This is a genomic window from Testudinibacter sp. P27/CKL/0425, assembly GCF_052931395.1.
In genome coordinates this window covers 1,474,116-1,489,336 of record NZ_CM128801.1, presented here as the reverse complement: position 1 = coordinate 1,489,336, position 15,221 = coordinate 1,474,116, and the positions used below count along the sequence as shown (strand labels likewise).

21 protein-coding genes are annotated in these 15,221 nt (G+C 45.5%); 8 read left to right on the top strand and 13 right to left on the bottom strand.

From position 1 onward, the window contains the following. Positions 1–138: 138 nt before the first annotated feature. From ACUHGC_RS07390 to ACUHGC_RS07380, 3 genes are all read left to right on the top strand, one after another. Positions 139–552 (top strand): type II toxin-antitoxin system HicB family antitoxin, encoded by a 414-nt coding sequence (locus tag ACUHGC_RS07390; RefSeq protein WP_446832707.1) that lies wholly within the window; start codon positions 139–141, stop codon positions 550–552. Positions 553–697: 145 nt separating this feature from the next. Continuing rightward, positions 698–1,033: a type II toxin-antitoxin system RelE/ParE family toxin gene (locus tag ACUHGC_RS07385; RefSeq protein WP_446832706.1), complete on the top strand. Its 336-nt coding sequence runs from the start codon at positions 698–700 to the stop codon at positions 1,031–1,033. Further along, on the top strand, positions 1,023–1,322 hold the full coding sequence (locus tag ACUHGC_RS07380) for a helix-turn-helix domain-containing protein (RefSeq protein WP_446832705.1): 300 nt from the start codon (positions 1,023–1,025) through the stop codon (positions 1,320–1,322). Before ACUHGC_RS07385 ends, ACUHGC_RS07380 begins: the two co-directional genes overlap by 11 nt. Positions 1,323–1,344: 22 nt before the next feature. Here ACUHGC_RS07380 and ACUHGC_RS07375 read toward each other — a convergent pair whose 3' ends face one another. After that, complete coding sequence (locus ACUHGC_RS07375; RefSeq protein WP_446832704.1) at positions 1,345–4,461, bottom strand: phage tail tape measure protein; 3,117 nt, start codon at positions 4,459–4,461, stop codon at positions 1,345–1,347. 67 nt (positions 4,462–4,528) lie between these two features. On the opposite strand from ACUHGC_RS07375, the gene ACUHGC_RS07370 reads away from it, so the two are divergent. Next, the gene (locus ACUHGC_RS07370; RefSeq protein ID WP_446832703.1) at positions 4,529–4,828 is read left to right on the top strand and encodes a hypothetical protein; all 300 of its coding nucleotides are present in this window, start codon (positions 4,529–4,531) and stop codon (positions 4,826–4,828) included. Here the strand turns inward: ACUHGC_RS07370 and ACUHGC_RS07365 are convergent. The 12 genes from ACUHGC_RS07365 to ACUHGC_RS07310 all read right to left on the bottom strand — a co-directional run bounded on the left by ACUHGC_RS07365 (position 4,806) and on the right by ACUHGC_RS07310 (position 10,589). After that, positions 4,806–5,252 carry a phage virion morphogenesis protein gene (locus ACUHGC_RS07365; RefSeq protein WP_446832702.1) on the bottom strand — a complete coding sequence of 149 codons (447 nt, stop codon included), beginning with the start codon at positions 5,250–5,252 and terminating at the stop codon, positions 4,806–4,808. The two genes, ACUHGC_RS07370 and ACUHGC_RS07365, sit on opposite strands and share 23 nt — an antisense overlap. Beyond that, positions 5,252–5,719, bottom strand: coding sequence for a phage tail protein (locus tag ACUHGC_RS07360; RefSeq protein ID WP_446832701.1), 468 nt, complete (start codon positions 5,717–5,719; stop codon positions 5,252–5,254). The genes ACUHGC_RS07365 and ACUHGC_RS07360 overlap by 1 nt, the downstream gene beginning before the upstream one ends. After that, on the bottom strand, positions 5,716–5,934 hold the full coding sequence (locus tag ACUHGC_RS07355; RefSeq protein WP_446832700.1) for a TraR/DksA family transcriptional regulator: 219 nt from the start codon (positions 5,932–5,934) through the stop codon (positions 5,716–5,718). The genes ACUHGC_RS07360 and ACUHGC_RS07355 overlap by 4 nt, the downstream gene beginning before the upstream one ends. Then, entirely contained in the window at positions 5,927–6,163 is a 237-nt protein-coding gene (gene lysC / locus ACUHGC_RS07350; RefSeq protein WP_446832699.1) for an Rz1-like lysis system protein LysC, read from the bottom strand. The genes ACUHGC_RS07355 and lysC overlap by 8 nt, the downstream gene beginning before the upstream one ends. Beyond that, a complete protein-coding gene (locus ACUHGC_RS07345; RefSeq protein WP_446832698.1) occupies positions 6,126–6,479 on the bottom strand; it encodes a hypothetical protein in 354 nt (117 codons plus the stop codon). Before ACUHGC_RS07345 ends, lysC begins: the two co-directional genes overlap by 38 nt. Further along, entirely contained in the window at positions 6,464–6,988 is a 525-nt protein-coding gene (locus ACUHGC_RS07340) for a lysozyme (RefSeq protein ID WP_446832697.1), read from the bottom strand. Before ACUHGC_RS07340 ends, ACUHGC_RS07345 begins: the two co-directional genes overlap by 16 nt. After that, on the bottom strand, positions 6,975–7,187 hold the full coding sequence (locus ACUHGC_RS07335; RefSeq protein ID WP_446832696.1) for an HP1 family phage holin: 213 nt from the start codon (positions 7,185–7,187) through the stop codon (positions 6,975–6,977). The genes ACUHGC_RS07340 and ACUHGC_RS07335 overlap by 14 nt, the downstream gene beginning before the upstream one ends. 5 nt (positions 7,188–7,192) lie before the next feature. Then, on the bottom strand, positions 7,193–7,402 hold the full coding sequence (locus ACUHGC_RS07330; RefSeq protein ID WP_446832695.1) for a tail protein X: 210 nt from the start codon (positions 7,400–7,402) through the stop codon (positions 7,193–7,195). Further along, a complete protein-coding gene (locus ACUHGC_RS07325) occupies positions 7,402–7,905 on the bottom strand; it encodes a head completion/stabilization protein (protein WP_446832694.1) in 504 nt (167 codons plus the stop codon). The genes ACUHGC_RS07330 and ACUHGC_RS07325 overlap by 1 nt, the downstream gene beginning before the upstream one ends. 92 nt (positions 7,906–7,997) lie before the next feature. Further along, entirely contained in the window at positions 7,998–8,669 is a 672-nt protein-coding gene (gpM, locus tag ACUHGC_RS07320) for a phage terminase small subunit (protein WP_446832693.1), read from the bottom strand. 1 nt (position 8,670) lies between these two features. Further along, a complete protein-coding gene (locus tag ACUHGC_RS07315) occupies positions 8,671–9,714 on the bottom strand; it encodes a phage major capsid protein, P2 family (protein ID WP_446832692.1) in 1,044 nt (347 codons plus the stop codon). Between the two features lie 47 nt (positions 9,715–9,761). Beyond that, on the bottom strand, positions 9,762–10,589 hold the full coding sequence (locus ACUHGC_RS07310) for a GPO family capsid scaffolding protein (RefSeq protein WP_446832691.1): 828 nt from the start codon (positions 10,587–10,589) through the stop codon (positions 9,762–9,764). Between the two features lie 173 nt (positions 10,590–10,762). Between ACUHGC_RS07310 and ACUHGC_RS07305 the strand changes: the two genes are divergently transcribed. The 4 genes from ACUHGC_RS07305 (at position 10,763) to ACUHGC_RS07290 (ending at position 15,197) form a co-directional block, all read left to right on the top strand. Then, entirely contained in the window at positions 10,763–12,538 is a 1,776-nt protein-coding gene (locus ACUHGC_RS07305) for a terminase large subunit domain-containing protein (RefSeq protein ID WP_446832690.1), read from the top strand. A 50-nt stretch (positions 12,539–12,588) separates the two neighbouring features. Continuing rightward, the gene (locus tag ACUHGC_RS07300; protein WP_446834867.1) at positions 12,589–13,572 is read left to right on the top strand and encodes a phage portal protein; all 984 of its coding nucleotides are present in this window, start codon (positions 12,589–12,591) and stop codon (positions 13,570–13,572) included. 803 nt (positions 13,573–14,375) lie between these two features. After that, positions 14,376–14,585 (top strand): hypothetical protein, encoded by a 210-nt coding sequence (locus ACUHGC_RS07295; protein WP_446832689.1) that lies wholly within the window; start codon positions 14,376–14,378, stop codon positions 14,583–14,585. A gap of 171 nt (positions 14,586–14,756) precedes the next feature. Continuing rightward, positions 14,757–15,197: a DNA polymerase III subunit chi gene (locus ACUHGC_RS07290; RefSeq protein ID WP_446832688.1), complete on the top strand. Its 441-nt coding sequence runs from the start codon at positions 14,757–14,759 to the stop codon at positions 15,195–15,197. Positions 15,198–15,221 lie beyond the last annotated feature (24 nt).

Sequence of the window (15,221 nt, the reverse complement as noted above, 5' to 3'; positions counted from 1 at the left end):
GTTGTGATGTGGGGTTTGACAATGCGGATAAGATAAATCAACATTTTTGTTTATTTTTGATTGACAATATAAACATTTTTGTTTATTATAAACCCATCTTAAAGGGGGGCTTTCTTGGCAATACAAAGAGGGGCATTTATGTTATATCCGGCAAAATTTGATAGAGAAGATAACGGCTATACGGTGACATTCCGCGATATTCCGGAAGCAATCACCTGTGGCGATGATCTGGAGCATGCATTATTTATGGCAAAAGATGCGTTATTGACGGCGATGGATTTTTACTTTGAAGATCGTCGCACCGTGCCAAGCCCTAGCAAAGCGGAAGAGGGCGAATATTTAATAGAATTGCCGTTAAGTGTGTCTGCTAAAGTGTTACTGTTAAATGAAATGGTAGCGCAAAATATTTCTAACGTAGAGTTGGCAAAACGAATCAAAGTGAAACCACAGGAGGTTCAGCGGATCACCAATCTTGAGCATACTACTAAGATTGATACTTTGGCGCGCGCCTTTGCCGCGCTGGGTAAAAATCTGAATTTAACTGTGGGATAAAAATCGGGGCTTTCGCCCCTTTTTTTTATCCCCGGTCAAACAAACTGCTGCGCAGTTTATGCGTTAATTATTATTAATATAATCACAATTGACTACAGGTTGGCTTTTCGATATTATCATCAGAAATGACTACATAAGGATTCTCATGTTCACGGTGTTTTTGATAAAACAGGCGAAAAAAGAGTTGGCAGATTTACCGGCGCAATTGCGGGGGGCAACCTTTCAATTGATTGAAGCCTTGGCTCAATACGGTAACGAGTTGAGAGAACCTGCGGTGAAAACACTGGGTAACGGACTGAAAGAATTGCGCGCCACGTCTAAAGACGGGATCTCACGCAGTTTTTTCTTTTTCACCAAGGGAAAACAGGCTTATATCGTCCATGTTATGCAAAAGAAAACGCAAAAAACACCAAAACAAACGCTTGAACTTGCCTATAGCCGCATGGCAAAACTACAAAAGGAGCTGAAAAATGAAAAATGATGCTGAGTTTGAATTAGTATCTCTTGCAGATTTGAAAAAAGAATTAATGCAAGATCCGGAATTTGTCGCTGAATATAATGCGTTGGAAGAACGACGCAAACTGGTAGAAATGCTGAAAGCGGCACGTCTTGAATTGAAGTTGACGCAATCAGATGTTGCTGAAAAATCGGGGATTAACGTAAAAAATATCAGCCGATTAGAGCGTGGCGTTGTCTCTCCAACCTTTACCACGCTTTCACGCTATGCCCATGCTTTAGGTGGCAGTTTAACCTTTCAATTATCCGCATAAAGGGGCTTTCGCCCCTTTTTTTTTAATCCCTATCAAACAAGACACTACGATTTCTTGCTTGTCGTTGGCGTTCCAGTTTTTCCAGCTCTAAGCGCACTGCGTTGGCAAGTTCTGCCGGACTTTGGTTTGCGCAATTGATAGTGATATTGACCGACATCGGCGCAAGTGGCGTGCTTTGTGCCGTCTTGGGTTTTGCCGCCAACGGCGGGCGATTGTCGATCACAAACGGTTGCGCCGCAACGCTGGTTGCCATGCCTGCCGATAATGCAACGGCGCCCATGCCTTTTTTCGCATAGTTCAGCAAATTGAGGTTTTTCACCCCGATTCGGCTTGTCGCTTCCTTGGTCATCACATATTCGCCGCTATGCACGATCCCGGCGGGATTGTACTTGTAGCCGTTTCCGGTGTAGCCGCCTCGGGCTTTGCCGGGAATTTTTTCCGCTGCTTTGGCGGCTTCCATGAGTATACTGTTAGATGTTTTTTTATTGGCAGCGGATTTAATGGCTTGCTCGGTCATGCCGCCAGTCATATCCCACGAATTGGCGGCAATGTTGTTCATGTCATCAGCGGTGCTTTTTAGCCAATCCGGCATTTTCAGACTGCCTAAATTATCAATCAGCCACTGAATCCCGTCCATTACCCATTGCAAAGGTTTTGTTATCAAGTCGATTGCAGCGGCAACTTTCTGCCCGAAAGATTCACCGGCTGCCCGTGCTTTATCTAAATTTTCCGCGCTGTCTTTCGTCGGCGACAGCAATTCACTGAACCAGTTAAACACTTTTTTTACCGCATCGGCAACTAACCCAAATACCGTTCCTAGTGGTTTGAATTTTTCCATCACCGGCGCAAGTCCTGTTTTCAGCCCCTCAAAGAAGCCGCCGAAAAAGGCTTTGACTTTTTCCCATTTGCGAGTCAGTACAACCGCAACTGCTGCAATTCCGGCAATGGCTAGACCGATTGGGGAAAACAGCAAGCCGATTAGTTTTAGAGGAGAGATCAATACCCGAAAGCCTGTTTTCATGACTGACGTAAAAATACCCCAGCTTTTGCTGGCTGCACTGAGCCAAAACGCTTTGGTTTTGAGTGCTGCCGCTGCTTTTACCAGTGCGCCCGGCATGGCTGTGATTGATGATTTGCCTTTTTTAAATCCGTTGAAAAACCATTGTCCAGTTGTGCCGGCAGACCATAGCGATCTGTTAAAAAGTCCTGTTTTTTTGCTGGCAGATACCATGCCGGCAGCAAGCAAGCGATTAATACCGGTGTATTTTCCGGTAGCTAATATTAAGCGCAAAATAGGGTAGAGCAGGAAACTTAGTGCCATCGATAAACCACCGATGATTGTTAATGCAGCTGCCATAATTCCAACCCATTTCACAATTTTAGCAGTCAATTCAGGATTGGCTTTAATCCAGTCATTTAATTCTCGTAGCCACTCCGTAGCGGATTGTGCTAGTTTTCGGATACCGCTTGATTGTTCGTCAAATAGAGTAATCCCCAATGCTTCACGGGCCGAACTTAAACTTTTTAAATCACCCATTAAATTATCGGTCATAGTTGACGCAACTTTATCCGCTGTACCTGTGGCGTTTTCAATGCTTTTTTCATAAGCTTGTAATGCGCCATCGGCTTGACTGATTAGCTCCATTGCGCCCGCTACTGGAATTTTACCAAAAATAGAGTTTATGACCGCAGCGCGTTGCCCACTGCCCATTTTGTCTGTTTTCTTCTTGATATCAGCTAAAATTTCCGGAATTTGACGCATATTGCCCTTTGCGTCGGTTGCTTGTACGCCCAATTTTTTTAAATCTTTATTATCGATCAAATTTAAACCGATATTTTTTAATGTTGTTCCGGCTTTTGATCCTTTGATGCCCACATTACCCAGTAAACCGGCCATGGCAGCTGTTGATTCAAAATGTTGCCCCAGAGAAGTCATCACTGGTGCGCCCTCTTTCATCGTTTCATATAATCCCTCCAGAGTGGTATTAGACGTTGTGAATGTGATTGTTAGTACATCAGCAACGCGCCCCATTTCAGATGCCGGAATTTTAAAGCCTGATGATATATCACTTGCAACATCCGATACTTGAGCTATATCCACGCCGGATGCCAACGCGGTATTCAATACCGATTTCAACGATGCTTGAATTTGTTCGGGGGTGAAACCTGCCATTGCTAAATACCCCTGTGCATTGGCGACTTCCGAAGAAGTAAAAGCCGTTGTAGCCCCCAAATGAATAGCTTGATCACGTAGCGATTTAATCGTTCCGGCATCTTTTGTTTTGTCTAATCTAGTGAGAGCCTGCACTTTAGAAAAAGCCTGTTCAAACTCTACAGCAGGTTTCATTACTGAGATACCGGCACCCACCACTGCACCTCCGGCAATCAAACTCTTTTGCCCCATATTCCTCAAGCGTTCGCTGCCTGACTTGAGTTTTTCGACTTTTTCTTGATATGCTGCACGCCGTTTTTGAGCGGCATTGACTTTATCAAGTGCTATTTTCTGCTTTGCCAATGCTTGATTGCTTTGTGCAATTTTAGTCGCCATCTCTTTTTCATGACGTGCAAAATCTTTGCTGTGGATACCTGATTTTCGCAATTCTGCGGAGAGATTGCGTGCTGCGTGGCTTTGCTGCCCAAAATAAGTTTTGCTATTTTGCAAAATGCCGTTTTGCTTCTTAATTTGTGAGCCTAAACTTTTTACATCATTTTTCGCTTTGCCATACTGCATTTCAAGCCGCTGCATTTCTTCGCGCTTTTGCTGTAGCTGTTGGGTTAGAGCTGGGTTAATACTTTTGCTTTTTGCCAGCTCCTTTGACAGCAATCCATGCTCTTTACGCACAGCTCGAATCTGCGGTTCCAGTGTTTCCTTATAATTTATTTTGGTTTCCAGTTTCGATTTTAATTCACTGATTTTATTTGTTGTTTCATGGATAGATTGCTTTGTTTTATCCATGCTTTCTTTCAAGCCTTTAAAATTACCCATTTTGCCTTGGGTACTTTCCATGGCTCTAATCGTATTTTGCGTTTGCTTGATCGACTGGGCTAATTTATTAGATTCTTTGACCGCACTTTTAAACGGCGCAGTCAGCTTATCAATGCCGCTTAGTAAAACTTCTAACTTTAAATTTTGGCTCATTTTTTGACCTCACTCATTGACAAGGTTGTTTTTATTTCCAATAATCAAATCAACAAAGGGGGAAGCCATGGAATTGATTATTTTTGCATTCGTTATGTTTGGGCTGATACTCGGCGGATTAACCCTGCTTGCGGTTGCCGGTGCTGCTGTCGCCGCCATGATTGCATTGCTGCCGGTTCTGTTAATGGTTGCTGTTCCGGTCATGCTGTTGTTATATCTGGTTGTCTTAGTGGTAGAACCGTCTTATGTTATACCGACAATTTCCGTTATTTTTGTCGTTGTTGCCGGACTAACATTTGGCGGCTATTTGTTGGAGGAAGCAGATAAATCCAAGCAAAAATCCGCTAAATCGACAGCTGATCAATAATCAAATCTTCAATCAGCTGTCTATCCGCCTCACTCAACCCGAGTAATTCCCGTTGTTCATACCGCACTTTGTGCGGTTTATTTTTTTGTATCACACTTTCCAAACCGTATTGATGTACGTTGGCAATATGCCCGGCGCTGCCGCTGAAGCCGATTTCCGCTTGTTCGGCATTGTTCTTATTTTTCATGAATCGGCTGCTTTTCAATTTCACAAACATTGCCTTACGGCGGATTTTGCCTTTTTTCCGCTTTTGCGGTTTGCGTGGAATGTATGCCGTCCCGTCAGGGTTTTTCTGCGCCCCAATCCGTTTGCGTTGGCTGGCGGCAACTTGCTGCACAATGCGGCGCAACAATTGGCGCCGTTCGGCAACGCTGAAACGGCTTAACAGTGCGCCGAAGCGCTGTTCCAGTTGCAGTGCGTCCATTAGTCGCTTTCCCGCACTAATTCGCCTTTCATGTACAGCTTCCATTTTTCCACGTCCGCCCAGTCGTACAATGGCGGTTCGGCAAGGTGGTTAATCAGATTCACGCCGTTTTCTTCCACCACACGCACGGCTTCGGTCAGCCGAATTTTGATCTGAATATCGGCGGTGTCGTGGTTTAATTGTTCGGTGGTGAACTGAATGCTGTTTTCGCGCCGCTGTGGGTTTTCGACAATTTCTGGCTGGTTGCGGCGCACAAAATCCATAATCGGCACAATCAGCACGTCCAGCGGGTATGCAAAATCCGTCAAAATGACAGTGAGCCAATAGCGATACTCAAAACTGGCTGATTGCGCCCCCGTACCAACAATCTGCCCGTCCTCTACAAACATCAACAATTTATCGGGGTTGGTAATCAATTGCGGTATGGTTTGTTCAATAGCGTGGCGCAGCAGTTGCGGTTTGATCATCGGCGGTATCCTTTGGATTTATGCTCAATAATTTGCTGGCAGGTTACGCAGCGGCTGCAGCCGACAATCGTTTGGCGGCGGAGTTCGGGGATTGGCTCATCACAATCCTCGCAGTAAATGGCGCTCACCTTACCGTGTTGTTGGCGGTGTTTGGCAATCGCTAAATCGCGTTGTTGTTGCTCGATTTTACTTGCGCGGTCAAACAGATCAGTCATGGTGGTTTAGTGCCTCATTGTGTTGGTTAATACAGATTTGCAAGGCGTGGTGTGCAATGGCACAGGTTTCCAACTGCCCCAAAGTGCGATCAAGTGCGGTCACTAAATCCCCGTTGGTGCGGATAGCCAACCGCACTTGCGAGGTGCAAAGTGCGGTTGTCGGGCAAAGCAGCGGCGCAGGCGGCACGGCTTTATAAACCGCCTGCGTTGAACAGGCGCTTAATGTCATCAGGCACAGGCTGATTGCGCCACGTTTGATTTTGTTCATGCTGTAATGCCTCGTTTAATTGTTCGCTCCGGCGGTCTGCCTGCTGTTTTTGTTGTTGCAGCGCGCTGTTGAGTTGTTCAACTTGTTGTTGATAACGCACTAATTGCAGCCGTTGATTGCGGTGCTGTTCCGCTAGCTGTGCATTTTCAGCAACTAAGGTTTGCTGTGCTTGGATCAATCTATCGCTTTTGGCTTTGAACCAAAGCACACCAAGCGCCAAAAAAAAGCAAAGCGATAGCATAGTGGCAATTAATATTGTCTTTAATTCACTAAACATAGTGCACGTTCCTTTTGTCGCCGAATTTCTAAGCCTTTTAACTTTTTGCCACCGGCGTAAACCCAACGCGAAAACTGATCGCATAACTGTGGCGTGTAGCCTTGATTTGCCATGCGGAACAGGGTCGATTTTCGCATTGCACCGCAGCCGACGTTAAAGGTGATTGATGTCATGGCTTCAAATGCGCCTTGCGGCATCGCCTCGCCATTGCCGTAGCGGTTGACGCAATTTTCTGCGCTGATCAAATCATTAACCCAACGTTGCGCTATTTCGCTGTCGCTGTAAGTGCGGTTGCGTTGGATTTTTTCGCCTCCTGCTTCAGTGCTGCCAATGCCAACGGTTAGCACATCAGACGGGCATTGATATGGATTGCGGCGACAGCCCTCGGCATTGCCGATGATTTCCAAGCCGCTTTCTGTGGTGCGGATTTTGTCGCTATGATTGGCGACAACAACGCCGATCACCGCCGCAACCGAACAGACAATTGCGGCGACTTTATTCTTGTTCATGGCTGTTTTTCTCGTTCAGTTTTAAATGATGCTCTTGCAGTTTTAATTGAAACTCTTTGCGCTTGTAATACATGTTGATCAGCAGCGTAGAAAAGCCGAACAAGATCCCGAACACGGCAGCCCATTCGTTAATGCTGTAACCGCTAATTGTGGCGATCAGTGCGCCCCAGTAAGAGGCATTTTCAGGGGTTCTATACATCGTGATTAATCCCAAAGTTGTAAAACGGTTCGTTCCGCAACGGCGGTTGTGTTGATGTCCGGCAAAATCACCGGCGTACCAATTTCAAGGGTGATGTTGCTCGCTAGTTTTGGATTAAGATCCAGCACTTGTTCAACTAGTCCGGCAGTGCTGCCAAAATAGCGGTAAACGATCAAATCCAGATTGTCGTGCTGTTGCGCATAGATGAGAGCCATTAGATCAGCTCCGCCGTCAACCGCACTTCACCTAAAATATCGCTGATCGCAAAGCGGGCATTACGGCGTAATTCGCCGATTAGCGGGCTTTGTTCGTTCGCTTCTTTTCGTCCGCTATTGGTGGCGTCATAGCTGTGATACTGTTCGATTAAATCGGCAACGGCGAGGCAATAAACCGCTCTTTTGTAGCGCTGTACCAGAATTGATTCACCGTTGATAGTTTCCGATTCAACGGCGATCAGCGTGTCTGCTGCTTGCTGTTGGCGGAACAGGCGCAAATCGTAGTTGACGCTTGCCATTGCTTCGATGACCGCACTTTTTAGCCGTTCATTGGTTACCGTGCCGTCCAGCCGCATGGTGTTGCGTAGCGCAAGCAAGGATATGTCGGGGTAAAAGCCGTTGTTGCGGATTGTTTCGTCGGCGATTGCATTGCCGGTCACATCCGCTTTCAGCTTATCCATGCTGTAATCGGTGATTTTTTTAACAGCAATTGTACTGTTCATGCTTTCTACCTAAAAAAATAGCGGGGTGAGGGCTTCTGCTGATAATACATTATCGGTGTTGCCCGCCCCGCTGGTTGGCGTGATACGCTCGGTTATTCGGTGTTTGCCGCTTGTTCGGCTTGCAATTTATCAACGACCTTAGTCAATTTATCAATATCTTGCTTAACTCCGACGTTATTATTCAATTCCATTGCACGCTTCAGGTTTTCTAATGCCGCAATCGGATTATGCTCTTTTTGCAGTAAGCCGATCTCTTTCAGCAGTTTTGACCGCACTTCATCCGGCATATCTTGCTCGGCGGTGATGTCGTTGACGTTCACCAGCAAGCCCAAATCAAATTCAGCTTTGATGTCACGCGCAATTTTGGCTTTGTCCGCAAATTCTTCTGCGATTAGCGTGCCGGTTGTGCGGCTAAAGCCGTCAGGCAAAATCAAGTCATGAAACAGTGCATAGTCGCCGATTCGGATTGCCAGCTGGTAATCGCCGCAGTCAATCGCCCATGTTAGCCATGTCATCAGCACGTTATCTTGATAACCCGTGCCTTTTTCCAAGGCGCCCTCAATCCATGGCAAATATTCCGGCAAAATTTTTGCTTTAAATTCGGCTTTCGCTTCTTTGGATTGGATCTGCTTTAATGTGCGTTTGTGTACTGCTAATTGGTGCAACATCAGCTCGTAAGCCGTTGCTCCGTCCAGTGTTTCCGCTTGCGCAGAGCTTTCTTGCTCTGCGCTCACGCGTAAGAAATGCGCTTTAGTTGGTCGCATATTACGCCCCCGCTTTATCTTCCGGTGCATCAATCATTTTGATGTTTTTCAGTAGTGCCACAATCTCATAATTTTCCACCACAAAATCATCGTTAGAGGATGTGTAATCTTCGATGCGATCCCGTTTTGCGTTGTCAACAATCGTGCGACGCATTGCACCGTCTTGATAGTAGATGGACAAGTTATCTAATCGGGTGATCAAGATTGTGCCTTTTGGCATAAACGGCGCTTGGATTGCACGTAAGCCGCCAACGCGTTTCTGGCTGACAATAGTGTCGCCTGCCAATTGCTCGGTGGCTTTTTGATCGTTGTAGAGTGGGAAATATTTATCCGCCATCAGATCACGGCTCATAATCGCCACTAATTTGGTGTCGTCTTGGAATTGCGGCGCAATTAAATCGCTGACGGCTGAATACACTAGCGCATCTAATGTTTTGTAAGTTTTCCCAGTGCCGACTTCAATTTTTCCACTCTCTTGGGTTTCTTCTTTCATTGTGCGCTGCGGGGCTGATTCCTCGATTTTTTTCAGCCATCCTTTTGCCACATCTTGCAACAGTGGTTTGGTTGTGCGACTTGAAGTTTTGGCACGTTCTTCACCGTTGAAGGCGATCATAATGCGGTCTAATGCCATACGTTCGGCTTTCAGCTCGCCGATGCGTTTAGCAAAATCAGGGAATTTAGCCCACATATCCAGCGTGCCGTAGGTGTTATGTGTGTCGTAGTTGATTTGCTGACAGTGATAAGCAATTGACGTTAATTTGTGAATATCTTGAGTTTCACGATCTTTGGCGGTGGTGTCGGTTGTGCTGGCAATTGTTCCGGCAACGCCCAAGCCCAGCACTTCGCCTTGCTGTTCGGTTACGCCGATTACGTTAATCATTTTCAGGAAGTCGGAACTTTCCTGCACTACTTTTTCTAATCGTTGCTGCACGCTTGGGGTGATAGTAAATTTTTGACCGGCTTGAATGCCGCTGAAATCTACGTTGTTATCTTGTGCAACACCGGTTAAGTAGGCATTTAAGGTATTTCGTGTTTCTGTTTTCATGTCGATATTCTCATTTCGTCAATAAAAGGGATCGGGTATGTCTCTCGTTAGAAGAAGCGTCCGCTGTCCGGTGTTTTTTCTCCGGTGGCAACTGGTCGCTGGCTGTAACCACTTTCCGGCTGCTTAGCAAGTTGATTAAACTTGTTTTCCCATGTGTTCACCGTGTTTTGCAGTACAGTGATGGCTTGTTGATTTTCCGCAGCCAGTTTTTCGGTCAGTTCTGTAAGTTCTGCCGTGTGGGTGGATAGTAGCTCAATCGCTTGAGCCTGATCAGCAAAGCGGGCATCATCTTTTTTGCCTTTTCCTGTCAGCAATTCTGCTACTTTACTGAACAGAGAAACGCTTACTTTTTCAGCTTCCGAATCTTCAAGCTGCAGCGAAAATTCCAATGCTTCTGAAATTAGGTTATTGGCTTTTTGCTTGCGGTCAGCCAGCGGATTCACTTTCGCCCCGGCACAGAACTGCAGCATTTCCGTGCCTAAACTGGCTGGCGAATCGGTAACCGCCAAGCCGACTAAATATGCTTGTCCTTTGTCGGCAAAATCTAAATCGACTTCGATTGAGGTGTAGAGTTTTTGACGTTCTTTGTTCAGCCGGATTAATTCGGCTGTCGGTTCAATTTGTGCAAGCAGTTGCAACTTGCCATCTGCACGCTCTTCGGTTTTCAACGCTAGAACATCGCCGTAGGCTTTTGAGTGCGGTTCATCTTTCCACATCATTCTAAATTTAATGTGTTCAATGTTGATGCGTGCGGCATAAGTGTCTTTAGGATCGTAATTCTCCGCCATTTGGGTGAGCCATTCGCGCGAGATTTTGCGTCCATCTGTGGTTGCGCCCTCGGTGGCAATTACAAACCATTTTGATTTTTTCGACATATAGGATTCCTGCAGTTGGATTATCGGTGTGATTGTGGTTATGGTGCGGACTTTTCAAAGTGGGGTCTATTTGTTGAATATGTGAGATGCGGATTGACAGTCAACAGAAATATATCAAAACGGCAATACCTTACATCATACGGCTAACGGTAAGGCATGAACGGAAGCCCAGAATGGACGATCTAAACGATGAATTAAATAAAATTGACATAAATGTGAAGCGACAGGCGCAGATCAAATATTGGAACGGTTTTAAGATTTCAGAAATTGCACGCCAGTTGAATATTCCGCAATCCACGATTTCAAGCTGGAAAGATCGCGAAAAGTGGGATGAAATCGCTCCCATCGGGCGCGTGGAAGCCACGTTAGAAACTCGGCTATGTATTTTGATTATGAAAGAGCCAAAGAGCGGTTCGGACTTCAAAGAAATTGATTTGTTACAGCGACAAATGGAACGCACAGCGCGGATAAAAAAATACAGCAACGGCGGTGGAAATGAAACCGATCTGAATCCAAAAATTAAAAATCGCAATAAAGGCGAACGGAAAGCCGCGGATAAAAACCAAATCAATCCGGAACAAGAAGAACTGTTGATTAACGGCTTATTGCAAACCATGTTCCCGTATCAACGCACTTGGCATGATGCCGGATTAAAACACCGTATCCGTAACATTCTGAAAAGCCGCCAAATTGGGGCGACGTATTTTTTCGCGCTTGAATCGTTTGTGGACGCACTAAAAACAGGACGCAATCAAATATTTTTATCGGCATCGAAAAAGCAGGCGCTACAGTTCCGCAGTTATATTGTTGATTATGCGAAAAAAGTCGCTGATGTGGAGCTTAAAGGGGAAACCATTGTGCTACCAAATGCCGCAGAATTGATTTTTCTCGGCACCAACAGCAAAACAGCCCAGTCGTATCACGGCAATTTATATTTTGATGAGATTTTTTGGGTGCCGCGTTTTGAGGAAATCCGCAAAGTCGCCTCGGCAATGGCTTCGCAGAAACAGTATCGCCAGACTTATTTTTCCACCCCTTCAACCCTTGCGCATTCCGCTTATCCGTTTTGGTCGGGCAAGCGGTTCAATAGAGGGCGGTCAAAAGCGGAGCAGGGCATTTTTGACATCTCGCATGATTTTTTAAAAAGCGGACGGGTCGGACCGGATAACCAGTGGCGGCAAATCGTCAATATTTATGACGCGGAAAATGGCGGCTGCAATCTGTTCGACATTAACGATCTGAAACTGGAATATTCCGCTGATGAATTTGAACAGCTGTTTATGTGCCAATTTATCGACGATAACGAAAGCGTGTTTAAGTTCAATATGTTGCAACGTTGTCAAGTTGACAGCTTGGAGATATGGCGTGATTACAATCCGCTATATGCCCGCCCGTTTGCCAGTCGTGAAGTGTGGTTGGGCTACGACCCTGCGCACACCGGCGACCGTGCGGCATTGGCGATCATTGCGCCACCTCGGGTTGAGGGCGGGAAATTCCGCGTGTTGCACTACCAAACGTTTCACGGCATGGACTTTGCACAACAGGCGGAACGAATCCGCCACTATTGCGACAGTTACAACATTACCCGCATTAGCATTGACATGACCGGTCTCGGCACCGGCGTATATCAAATTGTGAAAACATTCCGCCCCGATGCCGTGGGCTACCAATATAACCCCGATCTTAAAAATCGCATGGTGCTTAAGGCGTTTGATGTGATCAGCAAGGGGCGCATGGAGTGGGATTCAAACGGTAATGATATTCCTGCCAGTTTCATGTCAATCAAAAAGCAACTCACCGCCAGCGGCAAGCAAACCACTTATGTTTCCGACCGCTCGGAAGAAGCCAGCCACGGCGATATAGCGTGGGCGATTATGCAAGCGCTGCTCAATGAACCTTTTGAGGGCAATAACGCCATCAACACCTCATTTATGGAGATCTATTCGTGAAAAATCAAAATCAAACAATCGAAGCCTTTACCTTTGGTGAGCCTGTGCCGATGCTCGATCGGGCGGAAATCTTAGATTATCTGCAAACCACCATTTATAACCAGAAATATTACAATCCGCCGCTGGATTTTAGCGGCTTGGCAAAATCCTACCGTGCTGCGTCTCATCATGCGAGTGCGATTCAGATTAAGAAAAATATTTTATTAAGCACTTGCGAATTAGATCCCCGTTTGAGCAAAACGGAACTGTCGAAATTCATGTTAGATTATTTGGTGTTTGGCAACGCCTATTTTGAGCTAAGCAAAAACGCATTCGGCGAGGTGATCAATATCACCGCCCCGAAAGCCAAGTATGTGCGCAAAGGTGTTGAGCAAGGGCGGTTTTTCTATGTGCCGCAGGGGCTGTTCAATGAGCACGAATTTAAACCGCACTCGGTATTTCATCTGTTCGAGCCTGATGTTAATCAAGACGTGTACGGCATTCCCGAATATTTGGCGGCAATGCAATCGGCATGGCTGAATGAATCGGCAACGTTGTTTCGGCGTAAGTATTATCTGAATGGTGCTCATGCCGGTTTCATTCTGTATATGTCCGACCCGGCGCACAATCAGAAAGATATTGATAATTTAAGAGATCAATTAAAAGGCGCAAAAGGACCCGGCAATTTTAAAAATCTGTTCATGTATTCGTCCAACGGCAAAAAAGACGGCGTACAAGTGATCCCGCTTGCCGATGTGGCGGCAAAAGATGAGTTCTTGAATATTAAAAACGTCAGCCGTGACGATGTGCTTGCCGCTCACCGTGTACCGCCGCAACTGATGGGCATTATTCCAAACAACACCGGTGGTTTTGGTGATGTCGCCAAAGCGGCAGAGGTGTTTTTTATCAATGAGATCCAACCGCTACAAGAGCGGTTGCGGGAACTTAACGAGTGGCTGGGGGCTTCGGTGATCACATTCAAAGAGTATGAATTGCTAAAAACAACCGACAGCAACAGTGAAAACAATCACCACAAAAGCAGCACCAACTGCTAAACAATTTTAGATCCTTTCATCAAAAAATAGCCCCTACACAGGGGCGTTTTTATGCGCATAAAACAAGAGTTTACCCCTTGTTTTAAATAAATATTTCGACGACTTATTATACCACAATCAACAATAAAACCCAATAAATTCGATTTTTTTCTTTATTTTTCAATAAGAAAATCTCTCTTGCATAGCCCGAAGCCATACCGCCAAACCAACCTCAAACCCACCACCAAACGCGCGCCCGCGCACCGTATCCTCACCACGCCCGCACACTTAATATGTCGCTTTCAACGCAACTTGCGTTAGCGGTTAGATCCTTACCAGCATTGGCACCGGTTAGATCTTTTTATTTAGATCCTTTAACGCATTTTAACGCAAAAAAACGCAAAAAAACGCAAAAAAACGCAGTTTTTAGATCTTTTTTTGTGATTCGTATCAAATTTATTGATCTATCTATTGTTTTCAGTGGGGTGCTCTAATTTGCACCGTATAGAAATTAGATCATTGATCTAAAAATAGATCGTATGCCGGCCCTAGGCACCACTGATAAAGATAATTGTTAAGCCCTAATCAAAAGATTAGGGCTTTTTTATAACTCAAATTTCAGTTTATTTTTATCTATTCATAAATCAACCCGGCATAAACAGTGTTTTTTTAATAAAATCCCCTTACAGCACCGATCTAAATCAATTTCTGTGCAATTTCTGCTATAAATTTCATCGAAAAATAGTGTATAGCCAATCTCGGCTATTTTTTATTATTGCAAATAATTGTATAGGGGGGTTATCATGGCTCTAGCACCACTAGCTATGCGTAAGTTTGAATGCTCGTCGGAATCGGACGCGCAGCAGCTTTGCTCGGCATTGAATAAGGCGAAATATGTTTCAATCACCTTAGGAAGTGCGGTTGTTTCACAATGTCGCCCAACCAAAAAATTGGATGGTATTCTTGCGAAGGCAAATCCAATGGAAGTCATTCCGAGTGATTTCGATCTAGCCCAGCTGCAAGCTGTCGTTTAATTTATCAGTTTCACGCTAAAACTGCCCGTTTGTGTTATGCGCAACGCGGCAGTTTTTTTATTTGGCGTTCACAAAGATTCGAGTTGATTTTCTACTTTCACAAAAAGCGATTTTTCGCTAAAATTGGACGTTTATTTTTGAGCCTGAGGGCGGATAACGTTAGGTTAGCAAATGAAAAAAGCACAGTTTTATCTTTTGCAGGCAAATGCAGCCGATGCCACGTTGAGCGCCATGGAGCAATTGGCGTGTGATTTAGCGGCGGACGCATGGCGTGTTGGCAAACGGGTGTTGATCGCCTGTGAGACTGAACAGCAAGCGTTGTTGTTAGACGAAGCTTTGTGGCAACGTGATGCGGATCAATTCGTGCCGCATAATGTGTCGGGTGAAATCACCACCTACGCCACGCCAATCGAAATTTGCTGGGTTGGCAAGCGCAACAGTCAGCGCCGTGATTTGCTGATCTCGTTGCAGCACAACGTGCCTGATTTTGTTAATAGCTTTAATACGGTGATTGATTTTGTGCCGACAGAAGAGCAGCAAAAAATGCAAGCGCGAGAGCGTTATAAGCATTATCGCCAGTTGGGGTTTGAATTAACCACACAACAGTCTTAAAAACAGGCTTACGTCACCCATTAT